The organism is Nocardioides sp. (genome assembly GCF_050699375.1).
Taxonomy (GTDB): domain Bacteria; phylum Actinomycetota; class Actinomycetes; order Propionibacteriales; family Nocardioidaceae; genus Nocardioides.
This window is the reverse complement of sequence record NZ_JBOHDN010000141.1, coordinates 26,238-45,787: the sequence shown is the minus strand read 5'-3', so window position 1 is coordinate 45,787 and position 19,550 is coordinate 26,238. Positions and strand designations below refer to the sequence as shown.

Below are 19,550 nucleotides of genomic sequence, written 5' to 3'. Positions count from 1 at the left end.
AGGCGAGACGGCTACTGGCCGAGCTTCTTCTGCTCGACCTGGGCGTTGATGGCGACCAGCTCGGGGTGAGCGTCGAGGAGCGCGACCAGGCCCGCCGTGTCGAGCCGCTGAGCGTCGTGGTCCTCGACGAGGAGGCGCAGCAGCTCGAGGTCCTCGGGGGTGTCCAGCGTGATCCGGTACGCCGAGGCGTCCCGCTCCCACGGCAGGTTGAGCTTGGGGCGGGAGCCGTCGGCGTAGAGCCACGGAGTGACGTGCTCGCGGTGAGGCTTCTCGGTCGCCCTCGCATCGGCCTCGAGGAGCGCCGAGGCGGAGAAGACCTCGAAGTCGAGACCACGAGGGTAGGTGCGTTCGAGGGCATTGCTGGCGTAGAGCGCCGGATCGCCGGCGGCCTCCCAGGCCTCGACCCCTCGGCGCACGACCTCGCCGTCGATGAGCGGGCAGTCGCTGGTCACGCGTACGACGACGTCCGGAGCGAACTCGCGCACGGCCAGCGCGAAGCGGGAGAGCACATCGTGCTCGCTGCCGCGCACCACGCCGGCGCCGAGCTTGTCGGCGAGCGTGGCGACAGGGTCGTCGTCGAGGTTGGTGGTGGTCGCGACGACGGTGGAGAGCCCGGCCGCGGAGAGCCGGTCCAGATGGTGTTCGAGCATCGTCACCCCACCGACCTGTCGGAGCACCTTGCCGGGAAGCCGCGTGCTGGTCATTCGGGCTTGTGTGATGACGAGAGTCTTCACAGGATTCCGATCAGGGTCTCGATGACCTGGTCGACCTGGGCGTCGGTCAGGTCCGGGTAGAGCGGGAGCGAGAGCTCCTCGGCGTAGAAGGCTTCGGCGTTGGGACACATACCGCGCCGGTAGCCCAGATCGGCGTAGACGGGGTGCCAGTACACCGGGATGTAGTTGACCTGTACGCCGATGCCGCCGGCGCGCATCTTCTCGAAGACCTCACGGCGGCGGCCCTCGAGGATCCGCACGGGGTAGAGATGCCAGGCAGGGTCGACGTGGTCGCGCTGGGCCGGCGTACGCAGCCCGTCGACACCAGCGAGCGCCTCGTTGTAGCGGGCGGTGATCTCGGTGCGACGGGCCTTGAAGGACGTCAGCCGCTCGAGCTGGGAGAGCCCCAGCGCGCACTGCAGGTCGGTGAGCCGATAGTTGATGCCGAACTCGTGGACCTCCTGGTGCCAGGGTCCCTCGTCCTTCATCCGGAATCGGTCGGGGTCGCGCATGAGCCCCACGACGTGGAACTCGTGCGCCCGCTGTGCGATCGCCGCGTCCTTGGCGACGACCGCACCGCCTTCGGCCGTGGTGAGGTTCTTCGTCGGGAAGAACGACAGCGTCGTCAGGTCGGCCAGGCCGCCCACAGGCCGGCCATCGGAGAAGCCGCCCACCGAGTGGGCGGCGTCATCGAGAGTCAGCGCGCCGACACGGTCTGCGATCGGCTGCAGCGCCTTGTAGTCGGCCGGGTGGCCGGCGTAGTCGACGGCAGCGATCACCTTGGTGCGCTCTGTGACGAGATCGTCGACGGCAGCGGGGTCGATGAGGGCGGTGTCCTCCTCGATGTCGGCGAAGACGACCTTCGCTCCGAGGATGGAGGCGCTGGACGCGGTGGCGACGAAGGTCATCGGAGTGGTGACGACCTCGTCGCCCGCGCCGACACCTGCTGCCGCGTACGCGGTATGGAGGGCCGTCGTGCCCGAGGTGCACGAGACGGCACGGTGGCCACCGACCAGGTCAGAGATCGCCTCCTCGAAGGCCGCGACCGCTGGTCCGGTCGTGAGCCAGTCTCCGCGCAGGATCTCGGTGACTGCCTTGATGTCTTCATCGGAGACCGACTGGCGTCCGTAGGGAAGCATTCCCACCGCCTAGATACCCGACTCGAGGACCTTGCGCAGGTCCTCGGCGTCGTACCAGATGTCGTTCTTGTCCGAGGCGCAGTGGAAGCCCTCGTCGACGGGCTTGGCGTCCTCGAGCGGCTGGTATCCCCACTGCGGGGTCTCGGGCTCGATCACGTAGTACTTGCCGTCCTCGATGATCACCGCCCGGCGGCCCTCCTCCGGGGAGATCATCTCCTCGTGGAGCTTCTCGCCCGGACGCAGCCCGATGTCGACGAGCTCGGCGTCGGGCGCGACGGCCCTGGCCAGGTCGACGACCCGGTGGCTCGGGATGTGGGGGACCACGAGCTCGCCACCCTGCATCATGGCGAAGGTGTCCACGACCATCTGCACGGCCTGGGGCAGCGTGATCAGGAAGCGGGTGCAGCGCATATCGGTGATGCCCAGCTTCTCGCCGCGCTCGGCCATCGCCTTCCACTTCGGGATGATCGAGCCGCGCGAGCCGGTGACGTTGCCGTAGCGGACGACCGCGAAGCGCGTCTCGTACGACGCGGCGTAGTTGTTGCCGAGGATGAAGATCTTGTCGGCGGTGAGCTTGGTCGCGCCGTAGAGGTTGATCGGCGACGACGCCTTGTCGGTCGAGAGCGCGACGACCTTCTTCACACCGGCGTCGATGCAAGCCTCGACGACGTTCTGGGAGCCGAGCACGTTGGTCTTGATGAACTCGAAGGGGTTGTATTCGCCGGTGTCGACCTGCTTGAGCGCGGCGGCGTGCACGACGTAGTCCACGTTGTGGAGCGCGCGATGAAGGCGGTCGCGGTCGCGGATGTCGCCGATGAACCAGCGCAGCCGCGGGTCGTTCTCGAACAGCTGGCGGGTCTCGAACTGCTTCAGCTCATCGCGCGAGTAGACGATCACGCGATTCGGCTCGAGGTGGTCGAGGGCGTACCGGATGAACGCCTTGCCGAACGATCCGGTTCCGCCGGTGACCAGGATGTCTGCCCCCCTGAGCGGGTGGCTCCTCGGCGCGGCGGCCTCATGTTGGTCACTGATCAGTACGGTCACGGGATGGCTCTCTAGTGTGGGTTCCACATGTGTCTGTGGCTACAGGCCTCGGAAACCCTGCCTTTCAACGGCATCCGACAAGTTCCTGAAAGGTTATCAACGTATGTCCGCAACATGTCCTGACTCTGACACTCTCGAAGTTGTCGTCTTCGTCTGCGACGCGGGTCCTGAGGTGGGGATCGGACACGTGATGAGATGCCTGGCGCTGGCCGAGGAGCTGCTCGAGAGGGGGCTGGCGGTCGTCTTGGTCACGGACCTCGTGGGCGTGCCGTGGGCGGAGGAGCAGGTACGCCGTCGTGGGATCGTCGTGCGGCCGCCCTCACCTGGGGAGACCGTCTGGGACGCCGTCGCCGCGGTCGGGCCGATCGCCGTGGTGGTCGACTCCTATCTCCTCGGTGACGAGGTGTATGTCGCCCTCAAGGCCTCCTGGCCACTTCTGGCCCTCGTCGACGGTGATCCTCGGGGACGGGCGGCCGACATCTACCTGGACCAGAATCTCGGCGCGGAGGACTCGGCAGGCCCGCTGCCGGACGGCACGAGGTTTCTCGGTGGGCTCGACTATGCCCAGCAACGCCGCGACATCGTGAAGCAGCGCCCAGCGGCACCGAAGATCGCGGCAGACGAGCACGACCCGCTGTCCGTGCTGGCGTTCTTCGGTGGCACCGACGCCTACGGCGTCGCGCCGCGGGTCGCTCGTCTGGTCGCGGCCTCAGGCCTGCCCTGTGCGCTGACCGTCGTCGCTGCCACGACGGCGCTCGCCGAGCAGATCGAGGCGGTCGAGCCGGCCCCGGGTCAGACGGTGAAGGTCATCGGACCCACCGACGACCTGCCGGCGCTGGTCGCCGAGGCCGACCTGGTGCTCAGTGCGGCTGGCACCTCGGCCTGGGAGCTGTTCTGCCTCGGCGCCGCGGTCGGGTTCGTCTGCGTCGCCGACAACCAGGCGGCTGCGTACACCCGGATGGGCAAGGAGGGTCTCGCCGTCGGGGTCGCGACGCTCGCCGAGCTGGAAGGTGACGACGCGGGCGTGAGGCCGCGGTTGCGCGAGCTGTTCGGCGACGTACGCCTTCGGGAGCGGCTGCGCGCGGCCTGTTGGGCGAAGGTCGACGGGCGCGGTCCGGCTCGGGTCGCAGACGCCTTGCTCGTCGACCCGGCCGGGTGAGCTATCCGGCGCGTACGTCCTCCAGGGAGGCTCGAAGTGCGTCGACCACACGGACCGCCTGCTCCTCGGTGAGGCCGTTGAAGAACGGCAGCCGCAGCAGCCGACCCGAGATGTCGACCGAGACCGGGCATCCGCCGGGATGGTCGGTGAACCTGCGGCCGGCGTCGGAGGTGTGCAGCGGGACGTAGTGGAAGGTAGCCCTCACGCCCCGACGCGACATGCCGTCCAGTGCGCTCTGGCGTAGGTGGTGCTCGGGCAGGAGGACGTAGAACATGTGGTAGGCCTGCTCGGCGCCGTCAGGGACCTGCGGCAACGTGAGACCGAACTCGGTGGCCAGCGGCCGCATCAGCGTGTCGTACCGCTCCCAGACCCGGCGTCGCTTCGCGAGGATCTGTTCACGCACCTCCAGCTGGCCGAAGAGCTGTGCGGCCAGCGTGTCGGAGAGACCGAAGGACGAGCCGGTGTCCTTCCAGGAGTACTTGTCGATCTGGCCGAGGAAGAACGCCTGGCGGTCCGTTCCCTTGTCGTAGAGAACCCTGGCCCGGTCGACATCGGCGGACTCGTTGATCAGCAGTGCGCCACCCTCGCCGCAGGTGAAGTTCTTGGTCTCGTGGAAGCTGAGCGTGCCGAAGCGGCCGAAGCCACCGAGCGGCCGCCCGGACCAGCTGCCGAACAGCCCATGGGCGTTGTCCTCGATCATCGTGGCGCCCGGCCATTGGGCGAGCACCTTGCCGATGCCGTCGAGGTCGCAGGGCACTCCCGCGTAGTGGACGGGGACGACCGCCTTGACCCGCTCGTCCATCAGGGTCTCCAGATGGGCAGGGTCCATGCCCAGGGTGCGCGGCTCGATGTCGCAGAAGCGCAACGTGGCTCCCGCACGGGCGTACGCGAGCGCGGTGGTGGAGAAGGTGAAGTCGGGCACGATGACCACGTCGCCGGGACCGATCCCGGTCAGCATTCCGGAGAGCTCCAGCGCCGCCGTGCACGACGTGGTGAGCAGCACCTCCTGGGCGCCGGACGCCTCGCGCAACAGGTTGCCGGCCTTCTTGGAGAACGGCCCCGATGCCGAGGTGTGGCCACCGTCGAGCGCGGAGCGGACATACCCCAGCTCGTGGCCTTCGATAGAGGGAGAGTTGAACGGAATCGAAGCACTGGTCATCGGATCCCTCCCCTGTCGGGGAGGGTGAAGTGGCTCGATCCTGATTCATGGAAAAGGCTGATGTTGGCCGCTACGTCGTCAGAGAGGGGGCCATCGGGCGTCCGACACATCGGATCCACCTAGGTGTAGGGATGGGGTGGGATGGCAACCCACGGTAACTGCTGCCTCGAGGTCCCCGCCACCAATTGCGGCGGGCGTGCCGACCAAGAATCTCAGCCGCCGTCGCGTGTCGGTGTTCGCTAGCTCGTCCTCTTGCGGGCGACAGCGACGCAGCTGGCTCCGATGGGAATCGAGCGCCCGGCGGAGAAGCGTCGCAGCTCATAGGACAGGGCTCGCTCGACCAGCCGGTTGTCCTGCTCGTGCTCCCTCGACACGCGAGCAGCCCGTGACTCGCCCTTGCGCAGCTTGAGCCGCTCGGGCAGACAGCGGAGCAGGAACATCGGCGCCGGAAGGGGCCAGAAGTAATAGGACACGAAGTCGACGTCGAGCCCGGCCAGCTCAAGGGTCCGGGACAGGGTCCTGCGCGTGTAACGCCGGAAATGGCCGGCCTGGACGTCGATGGAGGACCACAGGGCACGATGTGCCGGGACCGTCAGATAGATCCGCCCGTCGTCGGTGAGCATCTCGCCCATCCGGCGCAGTGCGTCGACGTCGTGGTCGATGTGCTCGAGCACGTCGAAGAGACCGATCCCGCCGACGCTGTTCGGGGTCACGTCGAGGTCGACGATCGATGACTGCACGATGTCGGCGACCCCTCGATCACGTGCGAACCGTGCACCCGCTTCGCCAGGCTCGATCATGACGACGTGGTGGCCGAGCTCTTGAACCATCAGAGCGACGAACCCGTTGCCGCCGCCGACGTCGACGAACGGGCGATCCTCGGCGGGGGGAAATGCCTGCATGACCGCGCGCAACGCGCGATTGCGGTGCCCGAACCAGAACGACGTGTTCTCCACTGCGTGGCAGATGTCGTGCCCGTCCTCCGGGTAGGACACGTCACTGGCATCCGCTGCCTGCAGAAACCCGTTCTCGCCCACGGCGAGGTTGGTGATGAAGTCTTGTGGCGCGATGGTCATATGGCCTGAAGCTCCGAACGTGCTGATTCCTGTGCTCGACGTTCGTCGTCGAGCCGGTACAAAGCAAGGTACGAGGGGCGTACGCCTGTCTCGTCCTCGGTGAAGCCCTCGATCGCTCGGCGTGCGCGATCCCCCGTCATGTTGGTCGGATAGCCCAACGACTGCAACTCGGGCAGACAGCATGCCTCGATGAAGTCCGCCACCTGCGGATCGAGCAGGTCCCGCCACGCCATGGTGCTCGAGGTGTCGACGCCCGACTTCTCGCCGAAGGAGGAGTTGCCGGACCAGACCTCGCCGCGGTGGTCGAGCAACGGACGCTCGGACAGGCCGCCGGGGAACGGGTCGAGCCCGAGCGATGTCGCGACCGGGTCGAGAAAGGCCGCGGGATCCGTCGCGACGTCCTCATAACGCAGGTAGGTGCCCTGGGGTGACTCCCGGGCGGCCAGGGCAGCGCGGGCGCTCTTCCGCCACAGCCGAATCAGCATGAGGACCGGGTATCGGTCACCGACCATGGCGAGGTAGCTGCCCTTGTCGGCGGACGAGACGACTGCGCGCGGGTCTCGGACGACCACCAGGACACGTGAGCCCTCGGCCGCGAGGATGGGTACGTACTCTTCGCAGAGCACCTCCTTGCTGCCCGTGGCGGCCGTCCCGGCGCCTCCGAAACGGGCCATCAGCTGGTCGAGGAGCGAGCGCCTGATCTCGTGGAAGGTGCCTGTCGGAGCCTCGAGCAGACCGGCGAGATCGGGCACCGACCCGCCCTTGCCCTGCACGGCCTCCACCGCGATCTCGTCCGCCTCCTGCTGGTCGAAGCGACGCGTTCTCAACCACGACCGGAACGCCTCGGCCTCTGCCGGGTCGGCGTCGTGCTCGTCGCCCATCGGCAAGAGCCGCTCGATGCCGGACTCGCGGAGGAACCTGGACTTGGTCGATACGTAGAGCTGGTGGAACGGCTGGTAGATCACCGTCATGTCGGGATGGTTCGTGAGCAGCGCCTGGACGAGGCTGGTGCCGCTCCGGATCATCCCGGTGACGAAGACATCGTCGGTCACCATCGCTCCTCGAAGATGGGGAACTGCCGGCTTCGTGAGTTCTCCTCGACCAGGCGGCCGACGTACTCGCCGATGATTCCCAGCCCGAGCAGGGTTGCGCCGGAGAGGAACGACAGCAAGATCGCCAGCGTCGGGAAACCCGGCACGCCGGAGGATCCGAAGACAGCCACCGCGGTGACGAAGATGCCGTAGCCAAAGCTGAGGACGCAGAGCAGGAGGCCGAGGCCGGTCACCAGCCGCAGCGGCACGTAGGAGTGGTTGATCAGCAGATAGGAGAAGAGCTTCACCAGCTTGCGCAGGTTGTAGGTGCTCGCCCCCGAGGCTCGCTCATGGTGCTCGACGGTGAGGTTCGTGATGCGGTCCAGCGGCACCGAGCCCAGCATGAGTGCGGGCAGATAGGCATGGGCCCCGGTGTAGGACGCGATCTGTGCGGCGGCCCGCTGCGTCATGGCTCGGTACGCGGTGAGCTGAAGGTCCTTCGGCTTGCCGAGGATCGCGCCCACGCAGCGTTGGACGAGCCAGCTCGACAGGTTGCGTCCCGGGGAGTGTGCCTTCTCACCATCGATCCGGCCGATCACGAGGTCGTACCCCTCCTCGATCTTGGCGAGGAAACGGGGGATCTCCTCCGGTGGGTTCTGCAGGTCGTCGTCGAGGGTCACGACGTATCTGCCGGAGGCATGCTGCAGGCCGCACAGGGTGGCCTGGTGCTGACCGAGGTTGCGTGCGAAACGGATCAGCTTGAACCGTTGATCCTTCAGGTGCACCGACTCCATCACCTCGTAGGTGCCGTCGTTGCTGGCATCGTCGACCAAGATCACCTCCCAGTCGGTTGTGATCGCGTCCAGCGACTCGCTCAGCCGCCGGTGGAGCTCGGGTAGTGCGATCTTGCTGCGGAACGTCGGTACGACGACGCTGATCTCTGGAGCCACGTCGGTCATCGCTTCTTTCGTATCAGGTCGGCCGAGCTGGATCCAGCACTGAGGACCAGGTCCACGATGCTCACGTAGTGGTCGAAGGGCGGGTGTGGCTGGTCATACTCCGGATACCCCTCGTAGTCCATCCACGCTACGTCGATGCCGGCCTCTTCGAACAGCGGCTCGTCGAGGTAGGACCGGGCCGCCGGTCCCGAGAGATAGCGGCTCGCTCCGGCCTGGTCGCAGATCTCGACCAGGCGCTCGTTGCGGTCCTCGCCGAGCGTGAAGTCCGCGGCGCTGAGGATCTCGGTGTCGATGCCGAGCAGATCGGTGAAGGCGCGCAGCAGGTCGACGTTGAGGTCGCTGAGCAGCTCGGGCGACTCGCGGTCGAACAACGGCTCGAGGACAGGCTTCATCTCTCGGAACCCGGCGGCCTTGCGGTAGTTCTGGGTGATCGTCATCCAGTGCTTGCACAACACGCCGCGATCGGCGACCTCCACCTCGTCGATCGGCTGGCCGAGGTGAAGGTGGCGGACGGGGACCGTGATCCAGCGGGAGCCTGTCGGAGTCTTGATCCGATTCCGGTTGCGCCAGTCGTTCTTCGTGTATTGGACGATGTCGTAGATGACGAAGGTGTCCACCGAGTCGATGAGGTCGAAGTAGCCTTTCCACGGCAGGTAGTTCGATTGCAGAATCGCGATCGTGCTCACTGGGTCTCCCTGGACTCCGGGTTGCCTGGACGCGGGCCGCGCCGGTGGCATACTGCCACGCGATGACCTCACCACACACCAGCCTCAAGCGTGAGGTCGCGACTTTGGCTCCGGCCGTCGTGTTCCTCCTGCTGGTCCTGCAGATCGCGACCGGTCACGGCGCCGGCCATGTCGAGCTGGCGCTCGCCGGCCTGGTCGTCTTGGCGACACAGGTTGTGCCAGGTGCGCTGGTCTGGCGACTCGTTCGGCCCGTACGTGGCTGGCTCGTCGAAGATCTGGTGATGGGGCTCGGAATCGGTGCCGCGATCGCCATACCGTTCCATCTCCTCACCGTCGCGATCGGCGTACGTTGGCTCGATCTGCTGTTGCCTGTCGGCCTCGCCGCAGTGCTGCTGTCCGTGCCCGCCACCCGCGCACGGATCCGGTCCCGCGAGCTCGAGCCGCTGCCCTGGGCATGGGGTGTCGCGACGGCGCTGAGCAGCGCCGGCCCGCTGCTCGCTGTGCTCAGCATGTTCGCCCAGCCGCTGCGGTGGCGAGGCTGGGCGACGCTCTACGTCGATGTGCCCTTCCAGCAGGCGCTGGCCGGCGAGCTGATGACCCGGGTGCCGCCCCACTACCCTCAGGTCGCACTCGAGCCTCTGACGTACCACTGGTTCGCTCACGCCTGGACCGCACAGGTCGCCACCATCTCGGACACCGCCATCGACGTGCTGCTCTGGCGCTTCAACCCCGCACTGCTCATGATCGTGGCGCCGCTGGTCATCGCGATAGCGGCGATGCGGATCTCCGGGCACGTCTGGGCCGGCCCTGCGGCGGCACTCATGGCCTATCTGCTGCCAGACGTGATCCCGTGGGCGCGCGGAGGGATGGCCACCCCGCTCACCACCCCGATGTCGCCGACGCAGCAGTTCGCCACCATGATGGCTGGTGTCCTGCTCGTGCTGATCGCGATCCGGTGGCGCGGCGAGGCCTCTCGCTGGGCCCTTCCGTTGCTGGTGCTCCTGCTGGTGATCACCGGCGGTTCGAAGGGCAGCACGCTGCCGGTGCTGCTGATGGGCGGCCTCCTGGCCTGTGCGGCGATGCTCCTGCTCAGATCTCGGGCTCGGCTGTGGGTCGTGGGCCTGGACACGTTGCTGACGGGTCTCGTCCTGGTGCTGCTGAGCGTGTTCATGTTCGGCGGCGGAAGCGGTGGGGGCAGCCTGGACTTCGGCCACGACTTCGTCGCCGGTCGAGGCGCCGCGATCGTGGGCCAGCCGTTCGAGCCGGCAAGTCCGTTCGGTGTGGTCGTCGGCGCACTGTGCGTTCTCGTTTACCTGTCGGCGCCCGCCGCCGCGTTCGGCCTGCTTGCGATACGGGAGACACGTCGGGACCCCTTGACGTGGCTCTTGTTCGGGGCAGGAGCGGCCGGCATCGGCGGCCTCGTCGCGCTGACCCAGCCGGGCCTGTCGCAGATCTACTTCTACCGCGCTGCCGAGCCCTTCATCGCGGTCGCCGCGGTCTGGGGCGTTGTCGTACTGCTTGGTCGCACTCGGTTGCGACGCAAGGTGCTCCTCGGAGGTGTCGCGACTGGTGTGGTCGCGCTGCCGGTCACCATGCTGGTCTTCGACCGAGATGCGGCGCCGGGAGTCGGTGGTGCCGTGCTGGCTGCCATCGTGCTCCTGATTCTCGTCGTGATCGGTGCGTTCCTCACTGCTCGGTTCACGAGTACGCGTGCCACGGGCCTGGTGGCGGCGGGTGCGGTCGCTCTGCTCGCCGCCGGTGCCGTCCCGGCGGCTCAGGGGCTGCTCGCGTGGGTGCCCCCGGCCAGCGGGGTCACGCCGGACAGCAAGCCGGGCGCGCTGCACTCCGGCGACGTCGACGCGCTGCACTGGCTGCGCGACCACTCCGACGCCGACGACCGGGTCATCACCAACAACCACTGCTGGCGCGGCCAGGCCGACCCGTGTGACCGGCGCCGGTTCTTCGTCGCCGCGTACGCCGAGCGGCAGGTCCTCATCGAGGGCTGGACCTACAACAGGCGTGCCTCGAAGCTGTACGCGGACTACGGGTCCTCCCACTTCAAGGACTCCCAGTTCTGGGACCAGGAGCTCCTGGCGCTCAACGACGGCTTCATCGAGGATCCCTCCGCAAAGAGTGCTCAAGAGCTCTGGGAGCTGGGCGTGCGCTGGGTCGTGGTGTGGGACGGCGCACCACATGCCGAGACCCTCGAGCCCTACGCGGAAAGGGTCCACGAAGGCACCACCACCACCGTCTACCGCATGGTCGAGCCGCAGTGACCGAGGCGGACACCGGCAAGCCGATGCCGGCCGACAACCACCGGCGCGACGCCACCTCGCTCGCCGCCGCTTCGCTGGTCAGCGGCGCCCTCGCGTACGTCGTCTTCGCCATCGTCACCCGTGCGCTCGGCGCCGAGGGAGCGGGTCCGGTGTCGGTCCTGTGGACATGGTGGGGGCTGTCGGCAGCGGCGATCACGTTCCCGGTCCAGCACTGGATCACCCGTACCGTCGCAGCGCACGGAGGCTTCGGCGTGGTCCGTACGTCGCTGCTGCCGCTTGCGGTGGCGACCGTGGCCGCCGCGATGGCGGTGGGTGCGGTCACCTGGCTCGTCCGGGACCAGCTCTTCCACAGCGACGGCGCGGCCTTTCCGATACTCGTCGCCTGCCTGACGATCGGGTCGTCCCTGATGGGGGTCGTACGCGGCTGCCTCGGGGCGCGTCGGCGATTCCGTGTCCTGGCACTGACGTTGCTCGCCGAGAACGGCACCCGCTGCATCGGAGTGGGCGCGCTCTGGGCAGCAGGCGTCGAGGACTCGGCGGCGTACGGGGCCGTGATCGTCGCTGGGCTGCTCACCGGACTGGTCTGGCCCGGCGCCCTGGACTTCCCCGCGACCGGCGCCCTCGCCGAAGGTGGGCGGCGAGCCGTGCTCGCGCTGCTGGCCGGGGTCTCCAGCGGTCAGCTGCTCGGCCAGGTCGTGCTCACCGGTGGCCCGGTCATCCTGGCCCTGCTCGGCGGCGCTCCCAGCACCGTGACGGCGTTGTTCGTTGCTCTCTCGGTCTACCGTGCGCCCTACATCGTCGCGGTCGGCGTCGTCCCGCAGGTGACCGGGCGGGTGACCCGACTCGTCGTCGAGGGCCGCCACCGCGAGCTGGCCCGGCTACGCCAGACGCTGACCGCGGCGACCCTGGTCCTCGCTGCCGGTGCGGTGGCCGTCGGCATCTGGATCGGGCCACCGCTCATTCGCGCCGTGTTCGGCTCCGACGTCATCGTGCCCGCCACCGCGAGCGCCCTGCTCGCCGCCGGCAGCGTCTTCGCGGTGGCCAACCTGGTCGCCGCGGTGCTCGCCCTCGCCCACGGGCACTCCCGGATCGCAGCGCTCTCCTGGCTCTGCGGGATGGCCTGCGCGTCCGTGGTGCTGGTGACCGGGCTCAGCGCCCTCGGCCGCATCGCGGCGGGCTTCTTGTTGGCCGAGGCGGTGACCTTCGCGGTCCTGCTCGCTACCGGGCTCAGGCCGGCAGCGGGTCGGAGAGCTCCATGAGGGCGTGGGAGTAGGGGATGTTGAGCAGATCGTGGTGGACGCCGACGCGCACTGACCCGTAGTAGCGCTTGGCCAGCGCCTCGTACCCCTCCGGGGTCAGGACGCTCTGGCCGCGGTCGCGCGAGACGACCCAGCGGGCTGCGCGGGGCATGTCGTCGGTGAAGGTCGCGTCGAGCGTGACGAGCCGGCCGCCGGGGTTGAGGATGCGTCGGGTGGTGGAGAAGAGGTCGAGGATCTCGTGCTCGTCGATGTGGTGCAGCAGTCCCTTGGCAACGACGACATCGAAGGTGCCGAGCTCGTCGGCAGGGATCTCGTCGGCTTTGCCCACCAGGAACCGGCCCTGGGCACCGTAGGTCTCCCGGGCCGACTCGATGTAGCTCTCGCTGAGGTCGATGCCGGTGTAGTCGACGTCCGGGATCTGGCTCACGAGCCTGCCCGGGCCACACCCGACGTCCAGGACCCGCAGCCCGGGCTCGGGGCGGATGTAACCACCGATGAACTCGTCCCTGGCGCGGTCCGATCCAACCAATCGTTGGAACGTGTCGTAGACCCGTGGGTTGTTGAGGACCGAGCGGATTCCGGTGGTCACCTGAGCCATGGCGACCATGTTAGGCAGGTGTCGGCCCGACTTCGCGTCGCGACCCGGCTCGACACCCAGCGAGGCTCAGATGATGTCCCAGCTGAGCGGCGTGCCCGCCGCGACGTCGGCGGTGAACCGTCGGCCGAAGACGATCTCGGTGTCGACGGGGGGCAGCCCGTCGGCCGGCCGTACGGAGCGCACGTTGTCGGGGCCGACAGTCTCGCCGGCGCGCACGTCTCGGGTGACGAAGAGCGAGCGGCGAAAGCGCAGGCCCTCCTTCTCCACGGTCTTCGGGCCGATCCGGGCCTCGCCGAGCGCCTGCCAGGCGATCCTGGTCTCCCGCACGAGCGCGGCGAACTCGCCGGGCTCCAACGAGAAGTCGGAGTCGACGGCGCCGTCCTCGCGGGAGAGGGTGATGTGCTTCTCGATCACGCACGCGCCCAGTGCCACCGCGGCGACCGACGCGCCGATGCCGAGCGTGTGGTCGGAGAGGCCGACGAGCACGTCGAGCCCGTCGCGCAGGATCGGGATGCCGCGCAGGTTCGAGGCCTCCGGCGGCGCCGGGTAGCTCGCGGTGCAGGCCAGCACGATCAGATCCTCGTTGCCGGTCTCCCGAGCCGTACGCACCGCGGCATCGATCTCGCCGAGCGTCGCCGTGCCGGTGGAGATGATCGTTGGCAGACCGGACTCGGCGATCGCGCGCACCAGCGGCAGGTCGGTGATCTCGGAGGAGGCGGACTTGATGATCGGGATGCCCAGCTTGACCAGGAAGTCGACCGCAGTGGGGTCGAAGGCAGCGCTGAACGGCACCATGCCGAGCTCATCGGCGAGCGCGAAGATCGGCTCGTGCCACTCCCACGGCGTGTGCGCCTCCTGGTAGAGCTCGTGGAGGCGGCGGTTGGGCCACAGCGGGTGGTCGGCGGAGAGCCGGAACGCCGGGGCGTCGACATCGAGGGTGATCGTGTCGGCGGTGTAGGTCTGGATCTTCAGTGCGTGCGCGCCGGCCTCGCCCGCCGCGCGGACGATGTCGAGCGCTCGCTCCAGGTCGCCACCGTGGTTGCCGGACATCTCGGCGATGACGAAGGGCTCGTGGCCGGGACCGATCGGCCGGCCGCCGACGTTGATCTGACGAGCGGTCATGACTGCTCCTTGTGAGGTCCGGCGGTCGAAGCCTGGGTGCGTGTGGTCCGGCTGTCCTCGCGGCGGAGACGGACCGGGATGGCGGTGACGACGCTATCGCCGACCTCCTGGTCCACCGGGTCGCCCTCGGTGAACCCGAGGCGACGGTTCATGGTGCGTACGGACTCGTTGTGCGGGAGCACCTCGCCCTCGAGGACGTCCACGCCGAGACCGTCGGGCTCGGGGGAGAAGGCGTACGCCACGGCCTCACGCATGATCTTGGTCCAGGCCAGCAGGGCGGTGCCGGCGGCGGTGGTGCCGTCGTGGTCGAGGTAGAAGCCCCAGGAGACGGTGCGGGTCTCGGCGGAGTGGTCGAAGAAGGTGACCACGCCGAGCGGCTGGCCGGAGTACTCGAACATCAGCACCCGACGGGTCGGGTCCTGCTGGACACGCGACCACCAGGCGGCGTGCTCGTCGGCGTTGATGACGTGCTGATGAATGCTGGCTGAACGGTTCGCGTCCTGGTTTCGCCAGGCCAGCATCAACGGCAGATCGGCGTCCGTCGCCGGTCGTAGCATCGGTGTCTCCTCGGGCGTTTTCGGTTGGCGGCGCGTACGTTACCCGCACGTTCCACGAGCGTGACGCGTCATCAGATCCGTCATGGAACCACGGTATGGTCCCGCACCATGGAGACCCTCGACCGCGCTGCCGTCCGCGACCTCATGGGCGAGGTCCTGGCCGTGCAGAGCAAGACCCTGCCCGACGACGACACCGCGAAGCTGGCCGACATCGGCTTCCGATCCCTGGACTTCTCCGAGCTCGCGCTCCGGATCGAGGACGAGACGGGCGACGAGCTGAACTTCGAGGCCGCGGGCCTGCGTTCCATCGAAACCGTGGCCGACGTTCTCGACCTGCTCGTGGAGATCCAGAGCCAGTGATCGCGGACAACGCGGTCGCCGACGCGGGCAGCGGCACCCGGACGACCTGGGGCGAGCTGGCGGCACGCTCCGCCGGTCCGCGACAGTCGCCGACGGCGTACGTGGTCGGTAGGAGCATCGACGCGCTGCCTGCCGTCGCGTCGTTGCCGGCGGGTGGCGAGCTGCTGGTCGTCGCCGAGTCCCGGCTGGACGAGTCGCTGCGTGCCGAGCTGGGCGGGGCGGGCTTCGACATCTCCGCCTCTGGCGGCGAGGTTCCCGCGAGCTCGCCACGCGAAGCGGAGGACGGGCGCGTCTGGCTGCTGACCTCCGGGTCGACCGGCCGCCCGAAGCGGGTCGGGCACACCCTGGAGTCCCTGGCCACGGTGACCGGTGATCTACCGCCGCGGACCTGGCTGTGCCCCTACTCGCCCGGTACGTACGCCTGGTGGCAGGTGGTCACCCTCGGGCTCACCGTCCCGGGCCAGGACCTGGTCCTGGTCGATCCCGCGGACCTCGACGGCTGGGTCGAGCCGGCGATCGAGCACGGTGTCACCGCCGCCTCCGGCACCCCGACCTTCTGGCGGCGTACGCTGATGAGCCACGGTGCCGACCTGCAGAAGCTGGCCTTGGCACAGGTCACCCTCGGTGGTGAGCCGGTCGACCAGGCCGTCCTGGACCAGCTCCGCGAGGCGTTTCCCCAGGCCAGGGTGTCGTGGATCTACGCCTCCTCCGAGGTCGGCGCCTCGATCGTCGTCCACGACGGCCGGGCCGGCTTCCCGGTCGAGTGGCTGGAGCGGGAGGTGCCCGGCCGGCCGCGGTTGGCGGTCGTCGACGGCGAGCTGGTGATCACCTCGCCGCACCACGGCACCGACGCCTCCGGAAACGAGATGGCCGGGGCCGTACGCACCGGCGACGCGGCACGCGTCGAGGACGGCCGCGTCCTGGTGACCGGCCGCCTGGACCGCGACGAGCTGAACGTCGGCGGCTCCAAGGTCTCGGCGAGCGCCGTCCGTGACCTGCTGCAGTCCCACCCCGATGTGGCGTGGGCGTCCGTACGCGGCCGGAAGGCGCCTCTGGTCGGCACCATGGTCGTCGCCGACGTGGTCGCCCCGGAGGTGACGCCGGAGGAGCTGATCCGCTGGGCGGCCGAGCGACTGCCCGAGTACGCCGTCCCCCGGCGCATCAAAGTCCTGCCCGAGATCCCGGCCAAGGAGACTCTGAAGAGCGATGTCTGACCCCGTTATCGACAATGTCCCGCCCGCGTCCGTGGTGCTGGTCTCCGGCGCGTCCCGGGGCCTCGGCCTCGGCATCGTGGCCGACCTGCTCGGCCGTGGCGTCAAGGTCGCCGCCTTCGCTCGGACCGTGACGCCCGAGCTTCGGGCCCTGGCCGAGAAGTATCCCGACGCTACGCACTTCGGCTCGGTGGACATCACCGACGGCCCCGCCACCCAGGCCTTCGTCAAGGAGGTCGAGGCGAAGCTCGGCATCGTCGACGGCCTGGTCAACAACGCCGCGATCGGGCAGGACTCCCTGCACGTACACACCTCCGCCGACCGGATCGCCCAGATCATCGAGACGAACCTGACCGCGCCGCTGGTGCTGACCCGGTTCGTGCTGCGCCGGCTGCTGGCCAAGGGGCGTCGCGGCCGCGTAGTGAACGTCACCTCGATCTGCGGCCAGCGCGGATATCCGGGTCTGGTCGCCTACTCCGCCACCAAGGGCGGGCTGGACGCGGCGACGCGATCTCTGGCCCGTGAGTTCAGCGGCCGGGTGCTCGCCAACGCGGTCGCACCCGGGTTCTTCGCCTCGGAGATGTCGGCGGTGCTCGGCTCGACCCAGCTGGACTCGATCCTGCGGCGTACCCCCTCGGGCCACATGACCACGCCCGAGGACGTTCTCCCCTCCGTGCGGATGCTGCTGCTGGAGCAGACCAACATCAACGGCCAGTCGATCGTCATCGACGGAGGCGGCTCGATCTGATGCCCGGTGGACGGCTCCGCGTCGGCAGCGATATCGAGCTCGCCGGTTACCGTGCCCGCAGCCATCTCCACGACGGCCGGGTGCTCGCCTGGACCGGGTCCTACGACGTCCCGGTAGCCATCGACGGCGAGGTCGAGCGGGCGGTCCCGGCAGCTCTCGGGAGACGCTTCGGGACCCACAGGTTCTGGGAGCGATGGACCCGGGCCGAGTGCGTCGCGAAGCTCACCGGCCGCGGCGTCGTCGACCTGATGAACCTGATGGCGGCCGACGACCCGGGCCCGGACGCGGGTGTACGCCTGACCACGGCACGTCTCCCGGGCGGCATCGTGGTGTCGATCGGACGACTCGACGGCGCCCTGAGTTTCTGATCCGTTCGCCATTTCGTCATACTCCTTCGGGTGATTCGCACCGAGATCCAGGCGCTGAGGGCGTTCGCCGTCTGCGCTGTCGTCCTGTTCCACCTGTGGCCCAACCGACTTCCCGGGGGCTACATCGGCGTCGACGTCTTCTTCGTCATCTCGGGGTTCCTGATCACCTCTCACCTGCTGCGCAGCCAGGAGAAGGGCCGGCTGAGCCTGGCCGACTTCTGGGCCAAGCGGGCGCGGAGGCTGCTGCCGGCGGCGTACCTCGTCCTGGCCGCCACCGCGATCGGGACGCTGCTGTGGGTGCCGAAGGTGCAGTGGCAGACGTTCTTCCTGGAGATCGGCGCGGCCGCGGTCTATGTCGAGAACTGGGAGCTGGCGCGCAACTCGGTCGACTACCTGGCCGCCCAGCACGCTGCCTCACCGGTGCAGCACTACTGGACGCTCTCCGGCGAGGAGCAGTTCTACCTGATCTGGCCGCTGCTCCTGCTGCTCTCCGGCTGGATCGCTACGCGCAGCGGGTCCAACCCGCGCCGGACCGTCGCCATCGTCCTCGGCACGGTCACGGCCGCCTCGCTCGCCTTCGCGCTCTGGTGGACCGTCGCCTCGCCGGAGACCGCCTACTTCATCACCCCCGCACGGGCCTGGGAGTTCGGGCTGGGCGCGATGCTCGCCTTCGTCCCTGTCCTCGCCGGCCGCGACAGTCTCCGGGCCGCGGTCTCGTGGGTCTCGCTGGCCGTGCTGACGGCGTCCTGCTTCATGATGGGCCCGGCGACGCCGATGCCCGGCTTCGCCGCGGTCGTGGTCTGTGTCGCGACCGCCGCGCTGATCTGGGCCGGCAACCCCACCACCGCCTGGTCGCCCACCCGCATCGGCGACCTGCGGCCGCTGCAGTGGCTCGGTGAGATCTCCTACTCGCTCTACCTGTGGCACTGGCCGCTGATCATCCTGGTTCCGTACGCCCTCGGGGTCGAACACCTCGGTCTCCTCGAACGGCTCCTGATCGGGGTCGCGTCCGTCCTGCTCGCGACGGCGACCAAGGTCTGGGTCGAGGACCCGATCCGTACGCATCGCAAGCTCGTCCACCACCCTGGCCGCAGCCTGATCGCGACCGGAATCGCCGCGGTCCTGCTCGTCGGCGCCAGCGGCACCGGCTGGGGCTACGTCGAGAAGCAGAACCGTGAGGATGCCGCGCTCGCCGCCGCGATCACCGAGGACGCTCCGCGCTGCTTCGGCGCGGCCTCGCGCGCCCCGGGTGCGAAGGACTGCCCCAACCCCGAGCTCGACGACGTACTGATCCCGACCGCCGCCGGCGTACGCGAGGACTGGCCCGACTACCCCGGCTGCGACGAGCAGCTGCAGCAGCGGCCGTTGAAGGGCTGCGCGGTCGGCGAGCGGGCGCCCGGGCGCCCGCACATCGCGGTGATCGGCGACTCGCACAGCCGGGTGCTGATGGCGTCGCTGGAGTCCCTGGCCGACCGAGGCATGCTCTCGGCCGAGCTGTTCTGGGGCAGTGGCTGCTCGTGGACCGCCGGCGAGCCGTACGTGAAGACCACCGAGTTCAAGGACCAGTGCCGCTCGCTCAAGGACGACCTCAACACCAAGCTGGAGAAGGACGCCAAGGACTACGACATCGTCATGACCACGGCGTGGTCGAAGCTGATCACCGGTCCGAAGCCCGAGCGCGTCAAGGCCGTCAAGGACGCTTGGAAGCCGGTCCTGAAGCAGGACGTCCCGGTCGTCGCGGTGCGCGACAACCCCACCTCGGGCAGAACGCGCGAGGACCAACCGGCGTGCGTCGAGGAGGCCGGTGTTTCTCGTGCGAACGAGGAATGCAGCTTGGATCGCGAGAAGTCCTACGACTCGATATTCGACCCCCTCGGCCCGGCGGCGAAGCAGGCCAAGGGTGCCCACTTCATCGACAACACCGACTTCTTCTGCGACGAGACCAAGTGCCCCGCGGTCATCGGTGGCGTCAACGTCTACCGCGACCGCGACCACATCAGCATCACCTACGCCGAGACCCTCGCGCCCTACATCTGGCGTGACCTTCAGGAGTTCGGGCTGGTCAAGGGCGGCTGAGCGACGTGC

Annotated in this window: 19 protein-coding genes; 8 read left to right on the top strand and 11 right to left on the bottom strand. The window is 68.7% G+C overall.

The window, feature by feature from the left end:
* Positions 1–11: 11 nt before the first annotated feature.
* From ACRDPS_RS10360 to pseB, 3 genes are read right to left on the bottom strand one after another with little or no spacing between them, the layout of a single operon-like run.
* Positions 12–734, bottom strand: coding sequence for a cytidylyltransferase domain-containing protein (locus ACRDPS_RS10360; RefSeq protein WP_431501552.1), 723 nt, complete (start codon positions 732–734; stop codon positions 12–14).
* Positions 731–1,852, bottom strand: coding sequence for a UDP-4-amino-4,6-dideoxy-N-acetyl-beta-L-altrosamine transaminase (gene pseC, locus ACRDPS_RS10355; RefSeq protein WP_431501551.1), 1,122 nt, complete (start codon positions 1,850–1,852; stop codon positions 731–733). Before pseC ends, ACRDPS_RS10360 begins: the two co-directional genes overlap by 4 nt.
* Before the next feature lie 9 nt (positions 1,853–1,861).
* Positions 1,862–2,896 (bottom strand): UDP-N-acetylglucosamine 4,6-dehydratase (inverting), encoded by a 1,035-nt coding sequence (pseB, locus tag ACRDPS_RS10350; protein ID WP_431501550.1) that lies wholly within the window; start codon positions 2,894–2,896, stop codon positions 1,862–1,864.
* 172 nt (positions 2,897–3,068) lie between these two features.
* Between pseB and ACRDPS_RS10345 the strand changes: the two genes are divergently transcribed.
* Positions 3,069–4,055 (top strand): PseG/SpsG family protein, encoded by a 987-nt coding sequence (locus ACRDPS_RS10345; protein WP_431501549.1) that lies wholly within the window; start codon positions 3,069–3,071, stop codon positions 4,053–4,055.
* Between the two features lies 1 nt (position 4,056).
* On the opposite strand, the gene rffA is transcribed toward ACRDPS_RS10345, so the two are convergent.
* The 5 genes from rffA to ACRDPS_RS10320 form a co-directional block, all read right to left on the bottom strand.
* Positions 4,057–5,214 carry a dTDP-4-amino-4,6-dideoxygalactose transaminase gene (rffA, locus tag ACRDPS_RS10340; protein ID WP_431501548.1) on the bottom strand — a complete coding sequence of 386 codons (1,158 nt, stop codon included), beginning with the start codon at positions 5,212–5,214 and terminating at the stop codon, positions 4,057–4,059.
* A 239-nt stretch (positions 5,215–5,453) separates the two neighbouring features.
* A complete protein-coding gene (locus tag ACRDPS_RS10335) occupies positions 5,454–6,290 on the bottom strand; it encodes a class I SAM-dependent methyltransferase (RefSeq protein ID WP_431501547.1) in 837 nt (278 codons plus the stop codon).
* Positions 6,287–7,342 carry a sulfotransferase gene (locus ACRDPS_RS10330; RefSeq protein ID WP_431501546.1) on the bottom strand — a complete coding sequence of 352 codons (1,056 nt, stop codon included), beginning with the start codon at positions 7,340–7,342 and terminating at the stop codon, positions 6,287–6,289. Before ACRDPS_RS10330 ends, ACRDPS_RS10335 begins: the two co-directional genes overlap by 4 nt.
* Positions 7,339–8,280, bottom strand: coding sequence for a glycosyltransferase family 2 protein (locus ACRDPS_RS10325; protein WP_431501545.1), 942 nt, complete (start codon positions 8,278–8,280; stop codon positions 7,339–7,341). The genes ACRDPS_RS10330 and ACRDPS_RS10325 overlap by 4 nt, the downstream gene beginning before the upstream one ends.
* Positions 8,277–8,966 (bottom strand): WbqC family protein, encoded by a 690-nt coding sequence (locus tag ACRDPS_RS10320; RefSeq protein ID WP_431501544.1) that lies wholly within the window; start codon positions 8,964–8,966, stop codon positions 8,277–8,279. The genes ACRDPS_RS10325 and ACRDPS_RS10320 overlap by 4 nt, the downstream gene beginning before the upstream one ends.
* Positions 8,967–9,028: 62 nt before the next feature.
* Here ACRDPS_RS10320 and ACRDPS_RS10315 point away from each other — a divergent pair, with 62 nt between their 5' ends.
* Positions 9,029–11,242, top strand: coding sequence for a hypothetical protein (locus ACRDPS_RS10315; protein WP_431501543.1), 2,214 nt, complete (start codon positions 9,029–9,031; stop codon positions 11,240–11,242).
* Positions 11,239–12,501, top strand: coding sequence for a lipopolysaccharide biosynthesis protein (locus ACRDPS_RS10310; RefSeq protein WP_431501542.1), 1,263 nt, complete (start codon positions 11,239–11,241; stop codon positions 12,499–12,501). Before ACRDPS_RS10315 ends, ACRDPS_RS10310 begins: the two co-directional genes overlap by 4 nt.
* Here ACRDPS_RS10310 and ACRDPS_RS10305 read toward each other — a convergent pair.
* The 3 genes from ACRDPS_RS10305 to ACRDPS_RS10295 all read right to left on the bottom strand — a co-directional run bounded on the left by ACRDPS_RS10305 (position 12,470) and on the right by ACRDPS_RS10295 (position 14,778).
* A complete protein-coding gene (locus ACRDPS_RS10305; protein WP_431501541.1) occupies positions 12,470–13,099 on the bottom strand; it encodes a class I SAM-dependent methyltransferase in 630 nt (209 codons plus the stop codon). The two genes, ACRDPS_RS10310 and ACRDPS_RS10305, sit on opposite strands and share 32 nt — an antisense overlap.
* Before the next feature lie 66 nt (positions 13,100–13,165).
* The gene (gene pseI / locus ACRDPS_RS10300) at positions 13,166–14,221 is read right to left on the bottom strand and encodes a pseudaminic acid synthase (protein ID WP_431501540.1); all 1,056 of its coding nucleotides are present in this window, start codon (positions 14,219–14,221) and stop codon (positions 13,166–13,168) included.
* Positions 14,218–14,778 (bottom strand): GNAT family N-acetyltransferase, encoded by a 561-nt coding sequence (locus ACRDPS_RS10295; protein ID WP_431501539.1) that lies wholly within the window; start codon positions 14,776–14,778, stop codon positions 14,218–14,220. Before ACRDPS_RS10295 ends, pseI begins: the two co-directional genes overlap by 4 nt.
* Positions 14,779–14,886: 108 nt before the next feature.
* Between ACRDPS_RS10295 and ACRDPS_RS10290 the strand changes: the two genes are divergently transcribed.
* Genes ACRDPS_RS10290 through ACRDPS_RS10270 form a run of 5 tightly spaced genes read left to right on the top strand, consistent with a single transcriptional unit; the run spans position 14,887 to position 19,541 of the window.
* Entirely contained in the window at positions 14,887–15,138 is a 252-nt protein-coding gene (locus ACRDPS_RS10290) for a phosphopantetheine-binding protein (RefSeq protein ID WP_431501538.1), read from the top strand.
* Complete coding sequence (locus tag ACRDPS_RS10285) at positions 15,135–16,352, top strand: AMP-binding protein (RefSeq protein WP_431501537.1); 1,218 nt, start codon at positions 15,135–15,137, stop codon at positions 16,350–16,352. Before ACRDPS_RS10290 ends, ACRDPS_RS10285 begins: the two co-directional genes overlap by 4 nt.
* Positions 16,345–17,097 (top strand): SDR family NAD(P)-dependent oxidoreductase, encoded by a 753-nt coding sequence (locus ACRDPS_RS10280; protein WP_431501536.1) that lies wholly within the window; start codon positions 16,345–16,347, stop codon positions 17,095–17,097. The genes ACRDPS_RS10285 and ACRDPS_RS10280 overlap by 8 nt, the downstream gene beginning before the upstream one ends.
* Positions 17,097–17,465, top strand: a complete 369-nt coding sequence (locus ACRDPS_RS10275) for a hypothetical protein (RefSeq protein ID WP_431501535.1) — start codon at positions 17,097–17,099, stop codon at positions 17,463–17,465. The genes ACRDPS_RS10280 and ACRDPS_RS10275 overlap by 1 nt, the downstream gene beginning before the upstream one ends.
* A gap of 30 nt (positions 17,466–17,495) precedes the next feature.
* Positions 17,496–19,541, top strand: a complete 2,046-nt coding sequence (locus ACRDPS_RS10270) for an acyltransferase family protein (protein ID WP_431501534.1) — start codon at positions 17,496–17,498, stop codon at positions 19,539–19,541.
* The last annotated feature ends 9 nt before the right edge of the window (positions 19,542–19,550 follow it).